This window comes from Variovorax paradoxus (assembly GCF_030815855.1).
In the GTDB taxonomy this organism is placed as follows: Bacteria; Pseudomonadota; Gammaproteobacteria; order Burkholderiales; family Burkholderiaceae_C; genus Variovorax; species Variovorax paradoxus_M.
This window is the reverse complement of sequence record NZ_JAUSXG010000001.1, coordinates 161,367-184,563: the sequence shown is the minus strand read 5'-3', so window position 1 is coordinate 184,563 and position 23,197 is coordinate 161,367. Positions and strand designations below refer to the sequence as shown.

17 protein-coding genes and 1 pseudogene are annotated in these 23,197 nt (G+C 62.6%); 3 read left to right on the top strand and 15 right to left on the bottom strand.

Annotation, left to right across the window (positions count from 1 at the left end; translation table 11 throughout):
- Positions 1–562: 562 nt before the first annotated feature.
- From QFZ42_RS00845 to QFZ42_RS00810, 9 genes and pseudogenes are all read right to left on the bottom strand, one after another.
- On the bottom strand, positions 563–910 hold the full coding sequence (locus QFZ42_RS00845; protein WP_307699131.1) for a hypothetical protein: 348 nt from the start codon (positions 908–910) through the stop codon (positions 563–565).
- A 54-nt stretch (positions 911–964) separates the two neighbouring features.
- Positions 965–1,222, bottom strand: a complete 258-nt coding sequence (locus QFZ42_RS00840) for a hypothetical protein (protein ID WP_307699130.1) — start codon at positions 1,220–1,222, stop codon at positions 965–967.
- Complete coding sequence (locus tag QFZ42_RS00835) at positions 1,219–5,250, bottom strand: RHS repeat-associated core domain-containing protein (protein ID WP_307699129.1); 4,032 nt, start codon at positions 5,248–5,250, stop codon at positions 1,219–1,221. Before QFZ42_RS00835 ends, QFZ42_RS00840 begins: the two co-directional genes overlap by 4 nt.
- A gap of 764 nt (positions 5,251–6,014) precedes the next feature.
- The gene (locus QFZ42_RS00830; RefSeq protein ID WP_307699128.1) at positions 6,015–6,398 is read right to left on the bottom strand and encodes a hypothetical protein; all 384 of its coding nucleotides are present in this window, start codon (positions 6,396–6,398) and stop codon (positions 6,015–6,017) included.
- Positions 6,399–6,692: 294 nt separating this feature from the next.
- Positions 6,693–7,127, bottom strand: a complete 435-nt coding sequence (locus QFZ42_RS00825) for a hypothetical protein (protein ID WP_307699127.1) — start codon at positions 7,125–7,127, stop codon at positions 6,693–6,695.
- A 9-nt stretch (positions 7,128–7,136) separates the two neighbouring features.
- Positions 7,137–10,853: an RHS repeat-associated core domain-containing protein gene (locus QFZ42_RS00820; protein WP_307699126.1), complete on the bottom strand. Its 3,717-nt coding sequence runs from the start codon at positions 10,851–10,853 to the stop codon at positions 7,137–7,139.
- A gap of 15 nt (positions 10,854–10,868) precedes the next feature.
- Positions 10,869–11,108: pseudogene (locus QFZ42_RS28285) on the bottom strand (DUF6531 domain-containing protein); the annotation flags it as partial.
- A gap of 953 nt (positions 11,109–12,061) precedes the next feature.
- The gene (locus tag QFZ42_RS00815) at positions 12,062–12,448 is read right to left on the bottom strand and encodes a hypothetical protein (protein WP_307699125.1); all 387 of its coding nucleotides are present in this window, start codon (positions 12,446–12,448) and stop codon (positions 12,062–12,064) included.
- A 326-nt stretch (positions 12,449–12,774) separates the two neighbouring features.
- The gene (locus QFZ42_RS00810; RefSeq protein WP_307699124.1) at positions 12,775–13,701 is read right to left on the bottom strand and encodes a hypothetical protein; all 927 of its coding nucleotides are present in this window, start codon (positions 13,699–13,701) and stop codon (positions 12,775–12,777) included.
- A 207-nt stretch (positions 13,702–13,908) separates the two neighbouring features.
- Here QFZ42_RS00810 and QFZ42_RS28280 point away from each other — a divergent pair, with 207 nt between their 5' ends.
- The gene (locus QFZ42_RS28280) at positions 13,909–14,121 is read left to right on the top strand and encodes a YHYH domain-containing protein (protein ID WP_373423294.1); all 213 of its coding nucleotides are present in this window, start codon (positions 13,909–13,911) and stop codon (positions 14,119–14,121) included.
- 13 nt (positions 14,122–14,134) lie between these two features.
- Positions 14,135–14,413: a hypothetical protein gene (locus QFZ42_RS00805; protein WP_307699123.1), complete on the top strand. Its 279-nt coding sequence runs from the start codon at positions 14,135–14,137 to the stop codon at positions 14,411–14,413.
- 855 nt (positions 14,414–15,268) lie between these two features.
- On the opposite strand, the gene QFZ42_RS00800 is transcribed toward QFZ42_RS00805, so the two are convergent.
- The 3 genes from QFZ42_RS00800 to QFZ42_RS00790 form a co-directional block, all read right to left on the bottom strand.
- Complete coding sequence (locus QFZ42_RS00800; RefSeq protein ID WP_307699122.1) at positions 15,269–15,493, bottom strand: type II toxin-antitoxin system HicB family antitoxin; 225 nt, start codon at positions 15,491–15,493, stop codon at positions 15,269–15,271.
- An 884-nt stretch (positions 15,494–16,377) separates the two neighbouring features.
- Positions 16,378–16,593, bottom strand: coding sequence for a hypothetical protein (locus tag QFZ42_RS00795; RefSeq protein ID WP_307699121.1), 216 nt, complete (start codon positions 16,591–16,593; stop codon positions 16,378–16,380).
- Positions 16,594–16,800: 207 nt separating this feature from the next.
- The gene (locus tag QFZ42_RS00790; RefSeq protein ID WP_307699120.1) at positions 16,801–17,175 is read right to left on the bottom strand and encodes a hypothetical protein; all 375 of its coding nucleotides are present in this window, start codon (positions 17,173–17,175) and stop codon (positions 16,801–16,803) included.
- Between the two features lie 509 nt (positions 17,176–17,684).
- On the opposite strand from QFZ42_RS00790, the gene QFZ42_RS00785 reads away from it, so the two are divergent.
- Entirely contained in the window at positions 17,685–19,952 is a 2,268-nt protein-coding gene (locus QFZ42_RS00785) for a putative bifunctional diguanylate cyclase/phosphodiesterase (RefSeq protein ID WP_307699119.1), read from the top strand.
- Positions 19,953–20,137: 185 nt separating this feature from the next.
- Here the strand turns inward: QFZ42_RS00785 and QFZ42_RS00780 are convergent, their stop codons facing one another.
- The 3 genes from QFZ42_RS00780 to QFZ42_RS00770 are packed head-to-tail and all read right to left on the bottom strand — an operon-like array spanning position 20,138 to position 23,151.
- Entirely contained in the window at positions 20,138–20,884 is a 747-nt protein-coding gene (locus QFZ42_RS00780; protein WP_307699118.1) for a lysophospholipid acyltransferase family protein, read from the bottom strand.
- 24 nt (positions 20,885–20,908) lie between these two features.
- Positions 20,909–22,192: a dihydroorotase gene (locus tag QFZ42_RS00775; protein ID WP_307699117.1), complete on the bottom strand. Its 1,284-nt coding sequence runs from the start codon at positions 22,190–22,192 to the stop codon at positions 20,909–20,911.
- A complete protein-coding gene (locus tag QFZ42_RS00770; protein ID WP_013543579.1) occupies positions 22,189–23,151 on the bottom strand; it encodes an aspartate carbamoyltransferase catalytic subunit in 963 nt (320 codons plus the stop codon). Before QFZ42_RS00770 ends, QFZ42_RS00775 begins: the two co-directional genes overlap by 4 nt.
- Between the last annotated feature and the right edge of the window lie 46 nt (positions 23,152–23,197).

Below are 23,197 nucleotides of genomic sequence, written 5' to 3'. Positions count from 1 at the left end.
GGTGCGCTGAGCGTCATAAGAGCAATTCAAGCCATTCGCCGACTCCCGATAGTTTCCCAGGATCGTCCAGTTGGCCGGATAGTCGGGATACGTCCCGCGCATTTGCTTGTCGGCGGCAGCAGGACCAAGTTCCAGGCATGCGGCCATCTTGGTCGGAAATTCCCCCGGTTGCTGCCATAGCGACCACGACTTCTGGGATGGGACATATGCGAAAGCACTGCCGCAGACAACCAGGAGCACCGAGGCTATGCCGATGCTCAGACAGGAAACAAGGCCACGCTTCAAGAATCTCGAAGACGCAGGCACACGGCGTTGATGGATGGCTTGATTTTCAGACCCTGGTTGATTGAACGCCTTTTGCCGGTCAGTCGAAGACCTAGCGAAATCGACCACGCGCCGCTGCGCCTTCACTATGTTCATTTCCCACTCCCTCATTCTGTTCGTTGTCAGGCGCTAGCTTGGCATCTATCCCCAGGTGGGGCGTTTCTAAGCACCACCAAGTTGTCCCCAAGATCGCCCAGGAGCTGCGCTGAAACAACAGCCATCGGTCCAGCGCTGTCGCTCAAGCAGTCTTCATGTATGCAGTGTTCTTCCAGAGAAGGGCCGACGAGTCGATGCCAAGGGCGGAACATATCTCCCTGAGGCGGGCCTCCCAGTCAATCAATTGAGAGGCAAAAAACACCTCCGTTTCGCTGGGCGGTCGGCTCTTGTATTTGCAGAGATAAAAGTGAAACCCATCTCTCAATTGAAGGTACGCTACGTCGTACTCCTCGAGGTCATCCACCTCCTGGCCAACACTGAAGTTCAGCCTCGACGCCAGTTCTAGCAAGCTTGTCTGGATCGTCGCGACATGAGCAACGTTGAAGCTGAACAAGGCAGGATCGGCTGGCGAAACTGAAGAGGTTGTCACGGACTGTCCTGGGAATGGTTGCACGCAGATCTTCCACCGTCCTAAGCTGTTTATTCAGCGATCTTTTCTTCCGAAGATTGCGAACTCAAGGACTAGCACCGCGATGAGGCCTCCGAGCCAATACGGAAAGCGAAAAAAAGCGAAAGCTGCGGTCTGGAAGATAAGACCCCTCGCATAGGCTTCATCAGTCTGCGGCGACGTGCCCTCGACCACGAACCAGGCAAGATGGCAGACAACCGCGACAACCCACAGGCTCAGCGTCCACCAATAAATTTCCTGCGGCTTTCGCCTCGCTCGGAAGTTTGGGTTCATGGCACATTCGGCGGATTGAATCGTCCAAGGGCCTCGCTCAATCCTGGAGGGATAGGGCCTCCCTTTGGAATGTAGTAATTTTGCGCGCCCGGTGCTCGCATCGCATCACGCGCCACGCCCCCAGGAAAGGGCGACATGTTTGTCGGCACTCCAGCTGCCCGCAAAGCCGAATCGGTACGTACGGCACAGTTGTCAAGTAATCCGACGCAGTTCCTGCAGCCATTGCGGGCCAAGTTGTCCAACGCACCTTGATCTTGGGCAGGCGTGCGAGGGATGAGTGTGACTTGTTGGTCGCGAAACTTGCTCTGCCCCTCGAGGTATTCCCGCGGTGAACCGCCGAGGGGGGTATTGTTGCCATAGCTATACATTCCCGCGCCGCTGACACCCAGAGCGGTGTGCCCGAATGGATTGGTACTCTCGCGGCGTCCGCCGGTCACCGCAAGTAAGTCAAGCCCAGTTGGATCAAGGTAGCTCAACGGATTGGAATCCACATACCCGAACCTGTTCCACCCACCATCCAGGCCGATCGGATCCGGCTGGCTGTAGCGCCCAGTCCGACTGTCGTAGCTGCGGAAGTAGTTGTAGAACAGTCCACTCTCCTCATCCGCATACTGCCCCGGATACCTCAGGTTGAACTTCACCTCGGAGATGCTCGTCGTGCCCGGGTTGGGTGTGGTGTCGAGGTTCGCGAACCGGTTCTTCGCAACCGTCGGCTTGTCCTCCCCGAACGCGCTATAGCTCCACTGCCAGACGGCTTGCCCGTTGTCGTTGCTGAGTTTGCGCGGCGTGTTCAGGTGGTCGCTGTGCACCGCATAGGTGGCACCATTGATCACGGCCGCCACCGGCATCGGCCCGTTCGCCGTCGGCAGGTAGATGTAGCTGGCCTGCCCCGCACTGTTGGCCCCGCCGCTGCCCGCCTCCGAGATCAAGCTGCCGTTCTCGTCGTAGACATAGGCATAGCCCAGCTGCTCGGCCTGGTTGGTGGCCGGGTTCCACAGCTTGGTGAAGAACGCGATCAGGCTTTGCATGAAGCCAGGATCGGCTTCATCGCCCTGGCCCGGCGGGTACACCGGCTCGGTCTTGAACACGCGCTGGCCCAGCGCGTTGTGCGCGTAGCGCGTGGTCGGGCTCACGTCGGTGGCGCCGGTGGTGGCTGCGGCCAGGCGGCCCTCGGCGTCGTAGGTGTAGCTCCTGAGGCCGTCGCTCACGAGGTCGCCGTTGGCGTTGTAGCCGTAGCTGACGCTGGTGCTGCTGGCGCCGTTGATGCTCTGGGTGAAGCCGGTGAGCTGGTTGCTTAACGGGCCTACCGTATAGCTGCGGCTGGTGTTCAGACCATTGAGGTCTCGCAAGCTGCTCATCCGGTTGCCGTTGGTGTCATAGCCGAAGGCGGCCGTGTCGCCAGCGGCATCGAACCCGATGATGCGCCCCAGCGCGTTGTAGCCCACGGTCCAGGTGCGGGGCGCCAGCGAGATGGTGCTCTGTGTCGGGTCGGCGTCACCCGGGCCGTAGAGCTGCTGCGTCAGGCTGGTGATGCGACCCGCGGCGTCGTAGACGTAGTTGCTGAACTCCGTGGCTGTCAGGCGGCCCGCCGTGTCATAGGCCCGGTGGGCTGGCATCGTGGGAGACGCGAAGGCCCAGGTCCACCGCATGGGCTGCCCCAGCGGGTTCCAGGCAATGTCTGTGATGAGCGGGGCGTCGTTCCAGTGCAAGGCCGAGAGGCGGCCGCCCATCTCGTAGATATAGGTCAGCGCCGAGCCACCGGGATAGACGGTCCTCTGCAACAGACCATTCGGGCTGTACTCGTAGTTGACCTGCTGCACGCTGCCGTTGGCCAGGGTCTGGCGCTTCTGGGTCACACGGCCGAAGCTGTCGCGGATGTACTCGGTGCTGCCGCTGCGGTCGATGATCTCCGACAGGTAGCCCTTGCTCGCGGGCGTCTGGTCGTAGCGCAGCGTGGTGGATTTGCCGTCGGCGAAGACCAGGATGGTCGGCCGGCCCAGGGGATCGCGGGTGATGATGGTGGCCTGGCCGAGCGCGTCGATGATATGAGTGGGCAAGCCGAGCGCGTCGTACTGGGTGCTGGCCGTGCCCATGTCGGCGCTGGTCTCGCTGGTGGCGTTGCCCTGCGCATCGCGGACGTAGCCGGTGATCACGCCCTTGAAGTCCTTGGCTTCGGTGACGACGTCGAGGGCGTTGTACTTGAGGGTGGCAGTGGCGCCGGCGGCATCGGTGATGGCCGCCACGCGGCGCAGGCTGTCGAGGCCGTATTCGGTGCTCTGGGTCAGGCCGTTGGTGACCCGCGTGAGCTCGCCATTGGCGTCGTAGCCGAAGGCATTGGCCTGGTTCGGGCCCTCCACGTTCATGGCCGGCCGGTTGATGTGGTTGATCACCCGCGCCGCGTTCCAGGCGACGTTGCCGGTGCTGTCCTTGATCTCTTCGGCGGTGCGGTTGCCCATGCCGTCCAGGGTGTAGCTGCCGCTCTCGCCGCGGTTGTTGCGCCAGCCGACGAGGCGCTGGGCGGCGTCGTAGGTGTAGCTCAGGATCAGGCCGCCGGGCAGCACGAGGGTCTCGACCTGGCCGTAGGGCTTGTAGCCGAGCATGGTGATCTGCTGGCCGCCGACGGTCTGGGTCAGCAAGCGGTCGCGGGCGTCGTAGGTGTAGGTGGTGACGAGGCCGTTGGGCGCCGTCATGCTCTCCACACGGTTGGCGTTATCGTAGGTGTAGCTGGTGACGTGGCCCAGGGTGTTGGTGGCAGTGAGGACATTGCCTCGGTAGTCGTAGGTGTAGCTGGTGACGGCGCCGTTGGGCTCGGTGGCGGTGGCCACCAATTGCTGGGCGTTGTAGGTCCACTGCCAGGTCTGGGTCCTGCCGGTGTAGGCCTCCGTCACGGTCTTGGACAGCGTATTGCCGAACGGATCGTAGGTGTAGGCGGTGCTGCGCGGAGGTTCGGTCACCAGCAGCGGCAGACTGAAGTCAGGGTGCCACTGGGTCGTGACGATCCTCGACTCGGGCGTGCCTGCGGCGTGTTCCACCACGATGGGCAACCGGCGGGCGGCGTCCCAGGTGGTGGTCGTGGTGACGCCCTTGAAGTCGGTCTCCGAGGTGATCAGGCCGTTGGCGTCTTGGATGCGCGATGACGCGTCGGCTTCGCCGGTGCCGGAAGGCAAGGAGCCGCCGGTGACCGCGAGCTTGCCCTTGGTGGTGCTGTAGCTGTAGGTGCGGCTCGTGCCCAGTGGGTCGGTGATGGACGCGTTGCTGGAGGACGGATAGCTGACCTGGTAGCGGTCGGCCGAACCTGCCAACTCCGAACTGACGGCGCGGCCTTGCGTGTCGTAGCTGAAGGTGGCGTAGCGCTCCCCCGATTCATCGATGATGCCGGTCAGCGCCTGAGGGAAGGCCGCGCTCTCGTAGACGAAGGTGCGGCTCTTGGTGTCGGGATAGCTCACGGCGGACAGGCGGCCCATCGGGTCGTAGGCGTAGCCGATGGCGCGCGAGTCTGGCGTGAGAACGCTGGCCAGTTGGCTGGCCGAGTTGTAGTTCAGGACCAGCATGCGGCCGAAGCCGTTGGCGATGGTGGCGAGCCGGCCGGCGCTGTCGTAGGTGTAGACCAGGGTCCAGCCGTTGCGCTGGGCCTGGGTCTGGAGCTTGCCTTCGGCGGTGAAGCTCAGGGTGGCGTCGTCGTCGGAGCGGCGGTAGGTCCAGCTGCCGTCGCCGGCTTGGGTGAGCGTGTCGGCGCTGTTGGTGGCCGTCCAGGTGGCGGAGCCACTGGCCTTGAAGAAAGTGCGCAGGTGCCCTTCGGCGCTGGTGATGGAGACTGCGTTGGGGTCGGCGGCGGGCGTCGCGGCGAGGGATGTGCTGTGGTTGTGCGTCCAGGCTTTGCCGAGCGGGCCGATCGGATGCGTTGCGTCGGCGCCCCAGGTGCTGCGGTAGGTGCGGACGAAGGACAGAGGGGCCGGGCTGCTGTCGGTGAAGTCGGTTTCGGAGCGGAATTTCTCGGCAGTGGCGGGGAGGATTGGATTGCCGGCCATCGCTCCCGCTGGCGCCTTGCAGCTGTTGCCACTTGCCTGCTCGAGAGCGGCGGTGATGCATGCGGTTTTAGCTGCGTTTTCTTGATGCTTGTTATCGCAAGTGCATGACGATCCGCTCTCCGTGCTGTTTGCCGGGCACATATTCAAATGAGTCATGGCCCACGAACCATACCGAACACCGTTGCCCAAATAGACGGTGCAACTCCAAAGGCCGTTGCCGCCGACAATCAGAGTACCTGTGCCGGTAAAGGGACCGAGCGCCTTGTCGGCATCCGACGCGTGCGAAAAAACGAACATCGCAGCTGCATCACACGCGTCTTTCGACGTGGGATAAGTGCCGTTGAAGCCTCCCAGGCCCACGCGCCATTCATACGGCTGCATCGGTACGTCCGCAATGGCATTTCCACCCAGCAATAAAAGTAAGAACGCCGCCAGATGTCGCAGCGTTTTCAGCATCCTCATCGCACTCTCCCTCATGCTTTTCGTTTACGTGCCTGAATAGCCGCGACTCAATCTTGATCGGTCGCGACTGTCACTATTTTTTTCCCGATCGACGTCCCCTTCACGCAGCTTGACGAGGTTGCATGCCTGAAGATTGCTGTCGATGCTGAGGTTTAAAAGCAAGTTCGCGAATGCGGCAGGAAAACTGCACGCGAGCGCGGATTGCCTCGATCTCTTTGAGCTTGAAAGGCCTTTTGCCCGATGGGTTGTCCTTGTTCCACAACGGTCGCTCTGTTGACTCGACGAAGCTCTTTTGGAACAGATCACCTCTTGATTTTCAACAAGGTGCTATCGCCAGACTTGATAACCAGATATGGCGCCTCGTGAGTGACCGTCGGATCTTCTTTTATGTCGCCAGATCTTCCAAGGTCGGTCATTGCGATCAAGCTGCATGAGGCCCCCTTCACACACGAATAGAACCAGCCATCGAGCCGGCCGATCCCGGAACCTCGGGGGCCATAGAACGCATAGATCTCGGCATCGATGCCTGGAACTTTGAGGGGATACCGCCGCATCTCATGCGAAGGGTAGAGCTTCGCAAACCATGCGGTCGCTGCTCGCGAGTTGTCGAACCACAGGGGCCCATCTTCAGCTGTTGCGTTGAATGCGAGGAACGCTGTGCACAGGGCGATTAATTTGGCGAACATATGGATCCACATTGCAATGGGTAGTTCGAAGGCGGCGCTGGTGTTGCGCCAAGCGGCTGAGCAGGATTTCGCCCTTGCTTACGCGACCACGTGCCGTCGAAATCCTGTCGATACCAGTGGTAGTCGCCTCCACCAGGGAAGCCTGGTCGGATGAACAGCTGCGCGCCGTGGTAGCCCGCAGGGCAAGATTGATCTGATCGTGGAGAGACGCCGCCATCTTGACGTACAGAGTCGAGGGTATCGCCACAGGAAGGGTTGAAACCGTAATCGTCGCAGGCGCACATGCCAGATCAATTACAAGGCCAGCGAGTACTCGTCGCGTTGTCGCTCGGCGAGTGCGATCAGTCCCAGCGAAAGATCCTTCAGCTGTTCGTAGGACACGGAGAACTCGCAATTCAATGAGGCCTTGTACGTGCTGATTCCCTCATCATTCGGAACTGCTAGGCTGACGCTCAGCCCGACATTTCCGATCGAATCGATGGGCACTGCGGATATATGGAGATGGGTCTGCGCCAGCGACTTCATGTCTGGAGCGAAGTACCCCCCTTCGAGTCGAACACTTCGATCTGCAGGGATCGGATAGAGCGCGAATTTTTGTGCGACTTCGCGAAGAGAGATCAGATCCACATAGCAACTGCTAGAGCCGGAGAACCCTTGGTAGTCGACTGTGAGAAAAAGCTCGCCGGTCCCGTCCTCTGCAGCTTCCACTCGAAAGTTCAGACTGTTCATATTGCTTCCTTATTTGAATTTGAGTTCCACGTTGTTCAGTCCATTGCTGAAGTAGTGGATGACCAGAAGTCGACCGTCTGAGCACCGGTGCTTGTGCTCCTTCTTCACCCAAGGACCCGGACCGTAGTGAGAGATCAAGCGTGGTTCATCGCCCATGTTTCCCATGATCGGCACGCCGGCGCCTGCTTTTGCTTCGGCCAGCGCCAGTTGCTCGCAGAAGTTCCCTGGTGCGACATCAGGAATCGCCGGTTTGCAGATTGCCGGAGGCGCCTCTGATTTTGACGTATCGCCTGGAGTGTTCAGAATTGCTGCGAGAGCAGCTGCAGTGCCGATGGCAGCGCCCGTTCCACACCCGATGGGCCCCGCCCATGCTCCCAGAGCGCATCCTGCTGCTGGATTCAAGCCGAAGGGATCCGTCAAGCCAAGCGGATTTCCATCCACATATCCAAACCGATTCCACCCTCCATCGAGCCCAATCGGATCTGACTGGCTGTAGCGCCCTGTCCGACTGTCGTAGCTCCTGAAGTAGTTGTAGAACAGCCCGCTCTCCTCATCCGCATACTGCCCCGGATACCTCAGGTTGAACTTCACCTCGGAGACGCTGGTGGTACCCGGGTTCGGCGTGATATCGATGTCGGCAAACCGGTTCTTCGCAATCGTCGGCTTGTCCTCCCCCAACGCGCTGTAGCTCCACTGCCAGACGGGCTGGCCGTCCACGTTGCTGAGTTTGCGCGGCGTGTTCAGGTGGTCGCTGTGCACCGCATAGGTCGCGCCATTGATCACCGCTGCAATCGGCATCGGCCCGTTCGCCGTCGGCAGGTAGATGTAGCTGGCCTGGCCCGCACTGTTGGCCCCGCCGCTGCCGGCCTCCGAGATCAGCGTGCCGTTCTCGTCGTAGACGTAGGCATAGCCCAGCTGCTCGGCTTGGTTGGTTGCCGGGCTCCACAATCTGGTGAAGAACGCGATCAGGCTCTGCATGAAGCCCGGGTCGGCTTCATCGCCGGGGCCCGGTGGGTACAGCGGCTCGGTCTTGAAGACGCGCTGGCCCAGTGCGTTGTGCGCGTAGCGCGTGGTCGGGCTCACGTCGGTGGCGCCGGTGGTGGAAGCCACCAGGCGGCCCTCGGCGTCGTAGGTGTAGCTCCTGAGGCCGTCGCTCACGAGGTCGCCGTTGGCGTTGTAGCCGTAGGTGACGCTGGTGCTGCTAGAGCCGCTCATGATCTGGGAGAAGCCCGTGAGCCGGTTGCTCGCAGCGCCCACGGTGTAGGTACGGCTGGTGCTCTGGCCGTTGAGCACCCGCGTGCTACTGCTTCGGTTGCCGTTGGCGTCGTAGCCGAAGCCGGCGGTGCTGCCGGTGGCGTTGAAGCCGGTGATGCGGCCCACGGCGTTGTAGCCCACGGTCCAGGTGATGTCGCTGGCGCCGATGGTGCTGTGGGTGGGGTCGGTGTCGCCGGGTGCGTAGAGGGTCTGCGTCAGGCTGGTGATGCGGCCTGCGGCGTCGTAGACATAGCTGCTGAACTCGGTGGCGGTCATCCGGCCCGCGGTGTCGTAGCTGCGGCTGGCCGCCAGGCTCGGGCTCGCGAAGGCCCAGGTCCAGGCGGTGGGCTGGCCCAGCGGGTTCCAGGCGATGCCGGTGACCAGCGGGTTGCCGTTCAGGCTCAGGGCCGTGAGGCGGCCGGTGGCGTCGTAGCTGTGGGTGAGCAGGCCGCCGTTGTTCGGGTAGCCGATGCTCGCCAGGGTGCCGTTCGGGTTGTAGCTGTAGCTGACCTGCTGCACGCTGCCGTTCGCGAGGGTCTGCTTCTTGAGGGTCACGCGGCCGAAGCCGTCTCGCGTGTACTCGGTGGTGCCGCTGCGATCGACGATCTCGGAGAGGTAGCCCTTGCTGTTCGCGCTCAGGTCGTAGCGCAGGGTGGTGGTCTTGCCGTCGGCGAAGACCAAGTTGGTGGGACGGCCCAGGGCATCGCGGGTGATGGTGGTGGCCTGGCCGAGGGCGTCGGTGATCTGGTTGGGCAGGCCCAGGGCGTCGTACTGGGTGCTGGCGCCGCCGGTGTCGGCGCTGCTCTCGGCCGTGGCGTTGCCTTGGGCATCGCGCGCGTAGGTGGTGGCCACGCCCTTGAAGTCCTTGGCTTCGGTGACGCCATCCAGGGCGTTGTACTTGAGGGTGGCGGTGGCGTTGGCCGCATCGATCACGGCCTTGACGCGGCGCAGGCCGTCCAGGCCGTACTGGGTGCTCTGGTTCAGGCCGTTGGTGCTGCGGGTCAGCTCGCCGTTGGCGTCGTAGCCGAAGGAACTGGCCTGGTTGGGGCCTTCGGTCTGGGCGCTGAGGCGGTTGATGGCGTTGATGGTGCGCGCGGCGTTCCAGGCGACGTTGCCGGCGCTGTCCTTGATCTGCTCGGCGGTGCGGTTGCCCATGCCGTCCAGGGTGTAGCTGCCGCTCTCGCCGCGGTTGTTGCTCCAGCCGATGAGGCGGTGGGCGGCGTCGTAGCTGTAGGTGAGGACCAGGCCCGTGGGCAGGGACACCGTCTCGACCGTGCCGTAGGGCTTGTAGGTGAGCGTGGTGGTCTGGCCGCCGACGGTCTGGGTCAGGAGGCGGTCGCGTGGGTCGTAGGTGTACGTGGTGGCAAGGCCGTTGGGGGCGGTCGAGCTCACGACGCGGTTGGCGCTGTCGTAGGTGTAGCCGGTGACGTGGCCCAGGGCGTTGGTCGAGGTCAGGACGTTGCCTCGAGGGTCGTAGGTGTAGCTGGTGACCGCGCCGTTGGGCTCGGTGGCGGTGGCCACCAGTTGCTGGGCGTTGTAGGTCCACTGCCAGAGCTGCGCCTGGTTGGTGGCGGTGTCGGTGACCGTGCGCCTCAGGACATTGCCGAGCGCGTCGTAGGTGTAGGCGGTGGTGCGACCGGACTCGGTTACCAGCACGGGCAGGCTGAAGGTGGCATGCCATTGAGTTGTCACCGTCTGCGCTTCGGGGATGCCTGAGGCGTGAACAACGGTGGTCGGCAGGCGGCGGGCGACGTCCCAGGTGGTGGTGGTGATCACGCCGTTGAAGTCGGTCTCTGAGGTGATTAGTCCGTTGGCATCTTGTACGCGGGATGATGCGTCGGCCTCAGCAAGGCCCGCGGGCAATGAGCCACCAATGACCGCGAGCTTGCCCTTGATGGTGCTGTAGTTGTAGCTGCGAGTGGTGCCCAGAGGGTCGAGGATCGAGGCGGCATTCGCACCCGGATAGGTGACTTGATAACGATCGACCGATCCGACCAGCGCCGAATCAATCGCGCGCCCCTGACTGTCATAGGCGAATGTGGCGAAGCGCGCACCTGTCTCGTCGAGGATGCCGGTCAAGACTTCGGGGAAGAAAGTGTTCTCGTAGAGGAAGCCGCGAGTTCTCCCGTCGGGGTAGGCCACGGCCGAGAGGCGACCTCTGCTGTCGTAGGCGTAGCCAATGGTGCGCGAGTCCGGCGTAAGAACACCAACCAACCGTCCCGCAGTGTTGTAGCTCAGGCTCAGGGCGCGACCGAAGCCATTGCTGACATTGGCCAGCTGGCCGGCATTGTTGTAGGTGTACGTCAGCGCCCAGCCGTTGCGCCGGGTCTCTGTCAGCAGCCTCCCGTCGGCAGTAAATCTCAGGACTGAATCGTCGCTCGCACGATGGTAGAACCAACTGCCGTCGGTGGCTTGCGTGAGCGTGTCGGCGCCGTTGGTGGGAGTCCAAGCCGTAGAACCGATGGCTCTCACAAAGGTACGCAGCGCTCCCTCACTGGTCGCGATGAATACAGCATCGAGGCTTGCTGCAGTTGAAGTCGAAAGAACGGCGGCGTGATTGTGCGCCCAAGCTCTGCCAAGTGGCCCGGTCGGATGGGAGTAATCGGCCCCCCAGGCACTGCGGTGGATACGCGTAAACGACAGCGGCGACGGACCGCTGTCAACGAAGTCGATCTCTGAGCGATATTTCTCAGCAGTAGCTGGAAGAATAGGATTGGGCGTGCACATCCCGGCGGCGGCTTCAGATGCCGGCTCGGGCAAGGCAGCAACACATGCGGTTTGCGAGACATTGTCTTGATAGCCGCGGTCGCACTGGCAGCTATTGGTCGACGTCACAGCAGTACTGTTTGCCGGACAACTGTCCCCCTGTACGTATAGCCACACTGAATCGGCGTCCCAACGCGCACCAGTTTCAGGATCAGATGGATGGGCGTAGTTTCGAAATACCGTGTATGGACTCTCGTACGAGCCCGGCTTAAGAGTTACCCAGCAGCCAGGCTTGGAGCAGTACACATTGTTGAAGTAATCGATGAGAGCATCGATTGCGGTGTGCACAGATGGCGGAGTGGCTGGCCCACATTTACTATTGGAATGTTCGCAGGCCGTGTAGGTCGTGCCCTTTGGAATCTCCGCATACAAGGGAGTCCAAGCCCAAAAAAGCACAAAGCATGCGGCCGACTGAAGCAACACCGAGATTGCCTGCCGTTGCCAAAGGCGAAGAAGTTTGAGAATCGGCTTCGGATTCCTCTTGGTCTGCTGCCACGTCAGTTCCATTGACGAAACTGGTTGCCAGAGCCACCGCAGCGTTTCTCCAAACCTCATTACACTCTCCCTCAGCTTTTCTCGTTTTTGTGTTTTCGGCGCCAGGTCTGGGTGGACCATGGCAATCAGCTTTTTTGAATGGCCGATCACTCCCCGCGTTGACGTGCAGCGCTGCGCAGTGCGCTCCGTACAAGTTGTTTCAAGATATCTGAAAGGCTGCGGCCAGACAACGATAGTTCGAAGTCCAACTCAGTCCGGATGCAAAAACGAATATGAAAGTTCGCGAACGCTGTTGTCGCGGCACGACTATCGCGTCAACAGCGCTTCTCGGACTGGCTGGCGGCTTGGCAACTTGCTGAGGGTGGATTCGAGCGGAGCAAGCATTGTTCGATCATTGCGAACGGTGCCTAGCAGAAGGCTCACTTCGGCGTCTCGCTGCTCAACAACGAACCGACCTCGCTCAAGTAGCTCTCGACCTCGCGCAGCCAGGTCTCCGAGGACCGCGGATCGATCTGCGATACGGCGGCAGGCAGCGGGGTCGCTTGCGGCTTGGTCCCGATCACGGGCGGCGAAGGCGGCGAATTGCTGGCGCACCCGCTCAGCATCGCCAGCAGCAGCGCGGCGGCGGCCATCGAGCACGGCCAGTTTCTTTTCGTAGGCATTGCCGTTCTCCTGTGGGCTTTTGCATGGGCGGCCTGCATCGCAAGCACGCGCTGCAGGTCTTCGAGCGCGGCAAGCGCGCGGCGGGTGTTCTCGGCCTGTCGGTCGAGCTTTTCGTCGGAGACGGCCTTCTGCGCCTTGGACACATCAGCCCTCGCTTTGAGAACCTACGTGCGCTCGATGCCCGCCACGGCGAGCGCCAGCGGTGCTTCGCCATGAAGCCGAATTTCACATCGGCTGTTGGATTCCGCCGATCTCTGACCCGGGTCGATTTTCGGTGGCAATCAACATTGGGTCGCTTGCCAACTCGGCAAGAGCTCCCAAGTACCCGTCCTTCGTCTTGTCAAGTACGTTCAGTCCGAAAAGGTGCTGCATATACCCCTCCCAATGATCTTTGTGGTGTCTTGGATGTCATGCGCCCTAAGAAGTTGGGCAGAACATCCATCGCATTACTTTTGCTTAACGCGCGAGTTCAATGAATCCAGATCATGTGCGGATGCCCTAGCTCCAATCCAAGGACCGGGCTGGGAAGATCAACATACCGATCGAATATTCCGAGCACATGGACGTATACAGGTCTCGTCCAGACCAGCGTGTTGGCATAGTCAAGCAACTGCTTTTGTAGTGCGGTTCCCGCTGCACCGAGCGCCAGGCACCGGAGTGGAATCCAGATGCAAAGTTCGGGGCCGCCGATCTGCCTTTCGTGGAAAATGACGTCAAACCCATCCGGATAGGCCTCCACCTCACAAGCGGTGCCGACGAAGATCTTCATTTTGCCGCGTAGGACATCGGGGTCGTAATCTAGAACCTGAAATGCGCTGAAAAATGTGCCCTGCAGATTCCACGGCGCCAGCAGCTGCTTCTTTTTGCGACCCGAAACATCCATTTCACGCCAGCTTCGCGCGAACTTCTCGACGGTCTGTGATTGAGACTCGGATGTCCCCGAGCCACTGGCATTGCGTTTTCTCGACCCTGCTCCGGATTGCCCGTCCGCTTTGGAGCCAGGCTTGCCCCCACCTATCCCGGATGGCGCAGCAACTACGCGCGGGTCGACCCATCGCGTGGGCCCCCCATCGCTGCTCGGATGCGCGGGAGCATTACCTTTTCCGCCGCTCTCGCCGGGATCTTCAGGGGGAGGAGGTTCGCGTTTGCAGGTGTGGGGATGATTGGGATCGCGCCTCCGGAAACTAGACGAAGGGGTGATCCTCCGGCCGACCTTGAAAGGTTCGATGATCACTGCGCTGACGGGCACGTCGCAATCCGCACAGACAAAAATAAGGGCGCTGTTGGCATCATGGGATGTCTTGAAATGCTTCTCGACCAAAAAGATTGAGACCAGTTCGTCAACACATTTGGCCGCAGCAGGAAACGGGGACTTCAGGCGTGCTTCTTCGTGCATGACTCGGGTGGCGGAATATTGAGGCTCCGATGCTAAGCAGCATTTCGATTTCATCTCCATTTTTTTCACTCGACGATCTTTCACGCATCAGTCGCAGGCCGAATGCCATTCTGCTGTCGGCAGTGCCGTGCAACTCTGCCGGCGCCTGCTCCCGCTGACCAGGAAGGAGGTCGCGCACGCACATGATCATCTTCAAACCCGCGCCCCATGATCATGGGAGAGCGCTCCAAAACCCTCGTAGAAAAAATCGCGCGCAGCACCACACTTCGGGCTCCATCAAACCGAGGAGACAACATGAAGAAGATTGCGGTACTAATCGCGGTGCTTTGTATGAGCTGCGGCGCACTCGCTCATTCAGGAGGCACTGACAGGAATGGCTGCCATCGGGATCACAAAACCGGCGGCTCTCATTGCCACTGATGCAAGGCATGAAATGAAATCAATCATCGTTCTCGCGGTCGTCCTTGCTCTCAGCTCAACCGTCTTTGCTAGGGGCGGAGGAGGACACAGCTCGGGCGGCCATAGCTCGCATTCGTCGAGCTACTCCGGATCGGGCGGTAGTCATTCGACCAGCGGCTATACCAAGAGCAATGGGACGTATGTCGCACCGGGCCATGCAACCAACCCGAACAGCTCGAAGACGGATAACTGGTCCACCAAGGGCAACGTCAACCCCTATACGGGCAAGGCGGGGACGAAGTCGCAAGACTGAAGATGCTCGGCGCCGAACCGCGCATGAGGATCATCCTCGAAGCGGCGTCGGGGCTTATGGACCAGGGTCACACTGGATCGAAAAGAGGAAAGCGTGCTCGGCGGCCGAACAAGAAAATGAGGAGTGAGGATGCGATTCCAGATAGGTTCTCGGGCACCGGCCGTCCTCGCCTGCCTCGTACTGTCCGGCTGCGTCAGTACAACACCGATCAACCTGTGGGCCGTGATCGCTTCATGGTCAGTTCAACCGTCCGCGGCGGCCTGAGTACCGCTGGCCAGATCAAAGCCCTTACTGGACCGTGCCCGAGCTTTCTGCGGCAAGAAGGAGATGGTGCTGGAGTCCTCGACGTCAGGGGGTACTCAAGGGTGGAAACCTCAAACTGCTGAGGTGCTTTTCAAATGCGAGTAGCCATTCTCTTCGCCTGCTTACTGGTGGCCGGATGCGGTGGTCAGACCGATCCAAACTCCGCCCCCACTTACGGAAAGACAGGGCTCCCCAGCAACTACCGGGCCTATGTGCAGGTCGTGATTGACGGATACCACAGCAAGCAATACACCGCTGACGAGTCCTTCAATGCGCTGGAAAGAAACTGCGGCGTCAATGGCTACTCCTTTGTGGAGGGAAGTGAAAATCGCCAGACGTTAAAAAACCCTCTGGAGAGGGCTTGTCAATTGAACCGGTGCGTGATGCCCGATTGCTTCATGATGTCGTTCGCAAAATTCCTGTCGTCGATCTTGCGGGGCACGATTTGGACATGCGCTCCCTTCCTCCACGCTTCATGCGATCCCTTCCCTCGGTCAGGAAGCTTTATGTAGCCGCTTATCTCTAGGTGGTGGATCACCTCTCGTCTGTAGCTCATTCCTCCTCGAACTGAGCATCCTGGAAACTGATTTCTGGATCGCCTTCGATGCCGTGGATCTCAAAGAGGGCCTCGGCGGCGTAGCGAGCCTCCTGCTCCACCTCTGCACGGCTTTTACCCGACGCGGCAAGGCCGTGCAAATCGGGGCTGTTCGCCCAATAGCTGGCCGATTTGGCACTGTGAAAGATGTTCACACGGATTGCGTGCTGGACCGCTGACATAGGCACTCCTAGAGTTGAGAGATCACTCTCTCCCTGAGATTCATTCTGTACCACCGAGGTTTCCCGGGTCCATAGGACTAACGCCCTAGATTGCTGTACTGCAGCATTCGTGCCACAACCAGTCCACGTCGTCGAAATTGCCAATTCGAGGCCGGGGCGCTCCCTCAGCCGGTGATCGACCGCAACCACTCCACGGCCGCCGCGTCCGGCAACATCGCTCGCAGCCGTTCGTCACGCCACAGATCGCGCGCGACATCCTCATCTCAAGCGGATCAACGGGGCACGCCACTGCCGCTCCCACCTTGCCCACTAGTCGAAAGGGGGCCACATCATTTTTCCTGTGCTGGTGACAATCTCAAAGCGCGATCCAGCGCATAGGAGCTATGCGTGCACCCGGAACGAATCGAGATTGAGGTCCGCGTTACGGACGATGGAATTCACCACGCAGTGGACCGATCCCTTTACGCTTGGGGTGGCGGCGTGAGACTGGTCGCGGGAAGTGCGGCTTCCTCGCCATTCTTGGCCCGCGCGGCTGCCACGAGACGCTACCGCGAGCTCAGGAGAGCAGGCCTAGCCGCGAGTTGGGTATGCAGACGGCCTTGAGCGCCTTTCTTCTGGCAGCGCGGCGGGTGATGTCGTTGCTTCAATGCGACGCATCAAAATCTATCGGTACTTATAGCGGTATTTTATCTACGGATCCTATAAGAGCCTAGCATCCATGCGGGTTATCGGACGATCTTCGATTCCTGTCGAAGCACCACGGCACCGCATTCCGGCGTCTCACCCAAGATCAGAAGCCCGCATGCCCCAAGGCGTAGCGGGTTTTTCTTTGTCTCGCAGCCACTGTCAGCCCGAACGGGCGAGCGGCACGGCGCGCGGCGCCCTTACTCCGGCGCAGCCGGTGTCCGCAAATCCGGCGACGACGCCTGCTGCTGGTTTTGCAAGGGGCCTATCAGCAGGGCCGGTCCTGCTTCGCCGAGTCCCTTGTGCCCGAGGCCTCTCACGAGACGGCGCGGGATGTGATGTGTTTTCAGGAACTGCGCCAGGGCCTCGCTGCGCGCGGGTTCGGATGCCGGTAGAAACATCTGCATGACGCTCATGGTGTCATCCCGTAAAAGCCAGAAAGGCAATATCGCTGGCTCGCTTCACGTGGACCCGGAGCCTTGGGTTCGCGCGGCCTCTGGCGTGGCCGCAGGCGGCATTATGGGCGCCGAATGCCGATACGGCTGTACAGCCACGCGCTCAGTAGTGTTGCTGCGGGCTCGCTGGTGAAAGCCGCCGTTCGCAGGTCAGCGGAACTCGCCATGTCAGCTTCCAAACCGCTCCAGCCGAGCGTCGCCCTCGCGCGCGAGGCGGCGGCGTGCCCGGCGCGTGGCCAGTTCCGCCGCCCTTTGCAGCGCACGCAACTGGCAGGTCACGTCGTGGATTTCACCGGCCAGGCCGAACGGTTTGAAAGGGATGTTGCGTTCGGTAAAGCTCCCGCGCGCGGCGTTCGAGGCGCCGCTCGGGGCGATGAAGTTCATCAGCTCGGCAATGCAATCCGCGACGTCCTGGGTCGCGGCTCTTAGCGCGGAGGTCGCGATATCGACGTCGGCATCGTGCTTGACCATCGCTTCTTCGACCGTGCAGGCAGGCGGTTTCGAGCGCCTTTCCGTGCTTCGCTCATGCATGTTGTGATCCACGGTGTTCGATTCCGAAAAGGGAGATCCTCGCGCGGGCCGGCGAGCGGCGTCGACGGATGATCCGCCGGCTTGAAGGTGCGCATGCTACTGCCATCCGCCGGCCCAGGTCACCAGTGCTGCACCATAAGCACTACCGCTCCCGCAACGGAAATGGCGCCACCCACGAATTTCCTGAGCTTTTTCATCTGCACTCCAAACACATAACCTGATGATGTGGCGCTTCGCACCTTGCATGGTTTGGCGATTTTCATCGGCGCCATAGCGAGCACCCCGGCGGGTTCGCAGCGAGGCCGGTCGCATGTATCTCCGCAGCCACTGCCAAGCCCTCGAGGCGCATTCGATCAAGCGCAACGACCCGTCCACGTGTTTAATGTATTGATCATGCAAGGGGCCGCAAACATGAGGCATTTGGACTGCATATGCAAGGTGGGCAAGGCGAATTCCGGCGCCGCGGGCACCGGCGCAACGTTCGCGCTCGCGCTTCCGATCAAGAAGAAGCAAGAGACTCTATGAGCCCACAACAAAATCGGCGCATTCTCCTGGCGGACGACACGCCCGCCATTCACGAAGACTTCCGGAAAATTCTCTTGCCCGAGGCCGCGGCGTCGGACCTGGACGACCTCGAGGCCGCATTGTTCGGCACCGAAGCCAAGCCGAGTTCGGAGAACTTCGTGCTGGACAGCGCCTACCAGGGCCAGGAGGCGCTCGCCAGAGTGCGCGAGGCCTTGGCGGCCGACGAGCCCTACGCCATGGCGTTCATCGACATGCGCATGCCTCCGGGGTGGGACGGCGTCGAGACGATCGAGCAACTGTGGCTGGTCGATCCGCGCCTGCAGATCGTGATCTGCACCGCCTATGCAGACCAGTCGTGGGTCGAGGTGTTCGAGCGGCTGGACGCGCGCGACCGCCTGCTGGTGCTCAAGAAGCCGTTCGATCCCATCGAAGTACGCCAGCTGGCGAGTGCACTGACGATGAAGTGGCAGATGACGGAGGACGCTGCCTTCAAGATGAACCAGCTCGAGCAGGCTGTGGAAGAGCGCACGCGCGAGTTGTCGGACGCCAACATCATCGTGCAGAACAGCCCGACCATCCTCTACCGCCTGCGCGGCGAGCCCTCGTTTCCGCTGATCTACATCTCGCACAACATCACCAAGTTCGGACACGACCCGGCGAGCCTGCTGGCGAACCCGAACTGGGCGGACGTGCTGATCGACCCGGCCGACCAGGCCGGCGTCGCCGATGCGATGGCGCGCGTTCTGGAAAAGGATGCGGAAGGCGCGTCGATCGAATACCGCCTGTGCACGGGCGACGGCGGGCGGCGCTGGGTCGAGAACCGCTACGTTCCGGTTCGCGACAAGGAAGGCCGGCTCATCGAGGTGGAGGGCATCGTCATCGACGTGACGGAGCGCAAGGCGGCGGAGGAACAGCTGGCGCGGCTCGCGCGCACCGACGGGCTGACCGGCCTGGCCAACCGCGCCACCCTCACGGAACGCCTTCACCAGGCTCACGCTGCGGCGCGGCGGGGCTCCATGCCGTTCGCGCTGCACTACCTCGACCTGGACCACTTCAAGCCGGTCAACGACATGTTCGGCCATCCGGCCGGCGACTTGCTGCTCCGCGAGGTGGCCCAGCGCCTGAAGAATTGCACGCGGGAAACCGATGTGGTGGCGCGCCTGGGCGGCGACGAGTTCGCGGTGCTGCAAAGCGAAATGGGCGAACCGGCGGCGGCAGGCGCATTGGCCACGAAGATCCAGGAGGAACTGGCTCGCCCGTACATGCTCGACGGCAACGAAGTGCATGTCTCCGCGAGCATCGGCATCTGCCCCTACATCCCGGGCAGCGCAGGTCCGGACGAAATGGTCGTGCAGGCCGACCTGGCGCTCTACCGATCGAAGGACCAGGGGCGCAACCAGTTTCACTTCCACTCGGAGGAAATCGACCTGGAAGTACGTGACCGCGTCACGCTCGGCGAAGACCTGAAGAAAGCCATCGAACGCGAAGAGCTGGAGCTCTACTATCAGCCGCAGGTCGAGCTGTCCTCCGGAAAGATCGTGGGCGTGGAAGCACTGCTGCGCTGGAACCATCCCGAGCGCGGCCTCCTCGACGCGGGAGCCTTCGTGCCGATTGCGGAGCGCACCGGCGGCATCGTCATGCTGGGCCGCTGGGTGCTGGACCAGGCCTGCAGGCAAATGAGCCTGTGGCGCGAGCAAGGCGTGGCACCGCCTGTGGTGGCCATCAATCTGTCGCTCGGCCAACTCCGGAAAGGCAACGAGCTGGTGCGCGATGTGGTCGACTGCCTTGCGAAATGGCAGCTCAACCCGTCCGATCTGGAATTCGACGTGACGGAGTCGACCCTGGCCCAGATGACCTGGACCCACAACGACGTACTGCCGCGCCTGCGGGCGCTCGGCGTCCGGATTGCCATCGACGACTTCGGTACCGAATACTCGTCGTTCGAATACCTGCGAACCTACCGCGTGAATCACCTGAAGATCGCGCAGTCGATGCTCAAGAGAGCCGTCGACGACCCCGACAGCGCGGCCACCGTTCGCGCCATCATGAATCTGGCGCGCGAGGCCCGCATCGGCATCATCGTCGAGGGACTGGAGACCGAAGCGCAGCGCGCCTTTCTCCACTCGACGGGCTCCACGGCCCTGGCGCAGGGCTACTATTTCAGCGAGGCCGTGGTTGCCGACGAGGCAGGCGACATGCTGCGCTCCGGCACCATGGAGCAGAGCGAACGCAGCAAGGGCGGGGACCACGAAGCGACCGGCTGATTGCCGCCCCGCCCCGATCCGCCCCGCCTACGCATGTAGGCACTCGCCCACGCGCATGAACTGATTTCTCCCGCAAGCCAGGGCCGTTGCAGCATTCAACCTGCGGCACAGATTGCGGTTCCTCCTCACGGCGCCTTCGTGCGTCGTTAAGCGCTCCTTCGGGAGCGCTTTTTTTATGGATGCCGTCAGTGCGTTTCCCGGCGCAGCTGCTGCACGTCTTCATGCAGCGACTGCGCCCAGGCACGGCGCTCGCGGCCTTGCGACGGCTGCGGCTCGCCGAAGCGCACGATGGCCAGCAGCGGCGGTGCGCGCAGTGTGTTCCAGAGCGAGGTCAGCAGGTTGTCGTCGTCGATATAGCGCGGCGCCTGGCTGGTTTCTCCGGTCGCCGCATCGGCAAAACGCAACGCCGCGGGCAGCACCGGCGCGCCCGAAGAAATGGCCGCCTGCAGCAGGTTGGCATGAAAAGGCAGCAGTCCGCGCCCGTCGCTCGTGGTGCCTTCGGGAAACACGCCGATGCGGTCGCCGCCCTGCAGGGCCTCGGTCATGTGATGCACCACGCGCAGCGCATCGCGCCGGCGTTCGCGCTCGATGTAGAGCGAGCCCGCGCCGGTGGAGAGCGTGCCGATCAGCGGCCAGTGCTTCACGCCCGCCTTCGAGACAAAGCGCACGTGGCACGCGGCGTGAATGGCGCTGATGTCCAGCCACGAGAGGTGGTTGCAGATGAGCAGCACCGGCCCCTGCGCGGGCGGCGTGCCCTGCACCTTGAGCGTGACGCCCATGATCTCGAGCAGGCGCAGCGACCACTGCTGCACGCGCAGGTTGCGCTCTTCCGGCGAAAGCCGCGGAAAGGCGAAGCGGATGGTCCACCAGCCGCCGAGCGCGTGCCCCACCGCGTGCAGCAGGCGCCAGCAGGCCTTCAGTGAATGAAGCATCGAGCCTGCACCCTCTTCTTCTCTTCAGCCGTGAACCACGCGGCCGGCAACCAGCGTGTGGCGCGCGCGCCCCTGCAGCGGGTAGCCAGCGAACGGCGTGTGCTTGCCCTGGCTCTTGAGCGCTTCAGGCTGCACCTGCCATTCGATGGACGGATCGAAGATGCACAGGTCGGCCACGCCGCCCTCGGACAGCCGTCCGATGCCGGTGCCCGCATCGGACGCCGTCAGCAGCCGCGCGGGCGCGGACGTGATCACTTCCAGCGCGCGCCCGATGCCCGCGCCGCTGCGCTCGCCCCATTGCAGCGCCAGCGGCAGCAGCAGTTCGAGGCCGGTGGCGCCGGGTTCGGCTTCGGCAAACGGCAGCGTCTTGGCATCGGCCTCGACCGGGGTGTGGTCTGACACCAGCGCATCGATGGTGCCGTCGGCCAGCGCGGCCGACAGCGCGTCGCGGTCGCCTTGCTGGCGCAGCGGCGGATTCAGGCGCGCACGGCTGTCGAAAAAACCGATGTCCGTATCGGCAAGGTGCAGCGAGTTGATGCTGACGTCGCAGGTGAGCGGCAGGCCCAGCGCCTTGGCGGCGCGCACCAGCGCCACGCCCGCAGCGCTCGAGATACGGCACAGGTGCACGCGCGCGCCGGTGCTCTTCATGAGCTCGACGATGGTGAAGATCGCGATGGTCTCCGCCGACACCGGCACGCCCGAAAGGCCGAGCCGCGTGGCGAGCGGGCCGCTGGCGGCGACGCCCTTGCCGAGGTCGCGGTCCTGCGGGCGCAGCCACACGGTGTAGCCGAAGGTGCTCGCGTAGAGCAGCGCGCGCTGCAGCACCTGTGTGTCCGCGAGCGGCACGTCGGCCTGGCTGAAGCCGATGCAGCCGGCCTCGGTGAGCTCGGCCATTTCGGTGAGCACGCCGCCGGCGAGGTTGCGCGTGAGCGCACCGAGCGGAAAGAGGCGCGCACGCTGCAGCTTCTCGGCGCGGAACTTGAGCATCTCGACCAGGCCGGGCTCATCGAGCACGGGGTCGGTGTCGGGCGGGCACACGAGGCTGGTCACGCCGCCCGCAATGGCCGCGGCCATTTCGCTTTCGAGCATGCCTTCGTGCTCGTAGCCGGGCTCGCGCAGCCGCGCAGCCAGGTCGACGAGGCCGGGCGCGACCACGCAGCCCGCGGCGTCGATGGTGCGGCCGGCCTTGAAGCCGGCCGGCGCGTGGCCGATGCCGGCGATCTTGCCGTCGGCAATGGCGATGTCGGTCTTCTTGTCGGTGCCCGAGGCGGGGTCGATGACGCGGCCGTTGGTGATCAGTGTGTTCATGCTTCGTTGCCTGCGACGATGCTCATGACGGCCATGCGGACCGCGATGCCGAAGGTGACCTGAGGGAGGATCACGCTCTGCTTTCCGTCGACCACGGCGGAGTCGATTTCCACGCCGCGGTTGATGGGGCCCGGGTGCATCACGATCGCATCGGGCTTGGCCAGCTGCAGCTTCTCCGGCGTGAGGCCATAGGTCTTGAAGAACTCCTGCGACGAGGGCAGCAATGCGCCGCTCATGCGCTCGTTCTGCAGGCGCAGCATGATGATGACGTCGCAGTCCTTGATGCCCTCTTCGAGCGTGTGGCACACGCGCACGCCCATGCCGGCCATGTCGCCGGGCACGAGCGTCTTGGGGCCGACCACGCGCACCTCGGCGCAGCCCAGCGTGGTGAGCGCATGGATGTCGGAGCGCGCCACGCGCGAATGCAGCACGTCGCCCACGATGGCGACCGTGAGGTTCGCAAAATCCTTCTTGTAGTGGCGGATCGTGTACATGTCGAGCAGCCCCTGCGTGGGGTGCGCGTGGCGGCCGTCGCCGGCATTCACCACGTGCACGTGCGGTGCCACGTGCTGCGCAATGAGGTACGGCGCGCCCGACTCGCTGTGGCGCACCACGAACAGGTCGGCGGCCATCGCGCTCAGGTTGGCGATGGTGTCGAGCAGCGACTCGCCCTTGGTGGCCGAGGAGCGCGCAATGTCGAGGTTGATGACGTCGGCGGAAAGGCGCTTGGCGGCGATCTCGAAAGTGGTGCGGGTGCGCGTGCTGTTCTCGAAGAACAGGTTGAACACGCTCTTGCCGCGCAGGAGCGGCACCTTCTTCACCTCGCGGTCGCTCACGCTCGTGAAGTTGGCGGCGGTGTCGAGGATGTGCGTGACGATGTCCTTGGGCAGGCCCTCGATCGACAGCAGGTGGATCAGCTCGCCGTTCTTGTTGAGTTGCGGATTTCGCTTGTAGAGCATTACCAGGCCTCCCGCCGGGCCGCCCCAAGGCAGGCCTGCGCCCCCC

Coding starts and splice junctions, on each gene's coding strand:
- QFZ42_RS00840 (WP_307699130.1), bottom strand. CDS start 1,222: ATGAACCCAAACTTCCGAGCGAGGCGAAAGCCGCAGGAAATTTATTGG.
- QFZ42_RS00835 (WP_307699129.1), bottom strand. CDS start 5,250: ATGGCCGGCAATCCAATCCTCCCCGCCACTGCCGAGAAATTCCGCTCC.
- QFZ42_RS00830 (WP_307699128.1), bottom strand. CDS start 6,398: ATGTTCGCCAAATTAATCGCCCTGTGCACAGCGTTCCTCGCATTCAAC.
- QFZ42_RS00825 (WP_307699127.1), bottom strand. CDS start 7,127: ATGAACAGTCTGAACTTTCGAGTGGAAGCTGCAGAGGACGGGACCGGC.
- QFZ42_RS00810 (WP_307699124.1), bottom strand. CDS start 13,701: ATGCACGAAGAAGCACGCCTGAAGTCCCCGTTTCCTGCTGCGGCCAAA.
- QFZ42_RS28280 (WP_373423294.1), top strand. CDS start 13,909: ATGATCATGGGAGAGCGCTCCAAAACCCTCGTAGAAAAAATCGCGCGC.
- QFZ42_RS00805 (WP_307699123.1), top strand. CDS start 14,135: ATGAAATCAATCATCGTTCTCGCGGTCGTCCTTGCTCTCAGCTCAACC.
- QFZ42_RS00800 (WP_307699122.1), bottom strand. CDS start 15,493: ATGTCAGCGGTCCAGCACGCAATCCGTGTGAACATCTTTCACAGTGCC.
- QFZ42_RS00795 (WP_307699121.1), bottom strand. CDS start 16,593: ATGAGCGTCATGCAGATGTTTCTACCGGCATCCGAACCCGCGCGCAGC.
- QFZ42_RS00785 (WP_307699119.1), top strand. CDS start 17,685: ATGAGCCCACAACAAAATCGGCGCATTCTCCTGGCGGACGACACGCCC.
- QFZ42_RS00780 (WP_307699118.1), bottom strand. CDS start 20,884: ATGCTTCATTCACTGAAGGCCTGCTGGCGCCTGCTGCACGCGGTGGGG.
- QFZ42_RS00775 (WP_307699117.1), bottom strand. CDS start 22,192: ATGAACACACTGATCACCAACGGCCGCGTCATCGACCCCGCCTCGGGC.
- QFZ42_RS00770 (WP_013543579.1), bottom strand. CDS start 23,151: ATGCTCTACAAGCGAAATCCGCAACTCAACAAGAACGGCGAGCTGATC.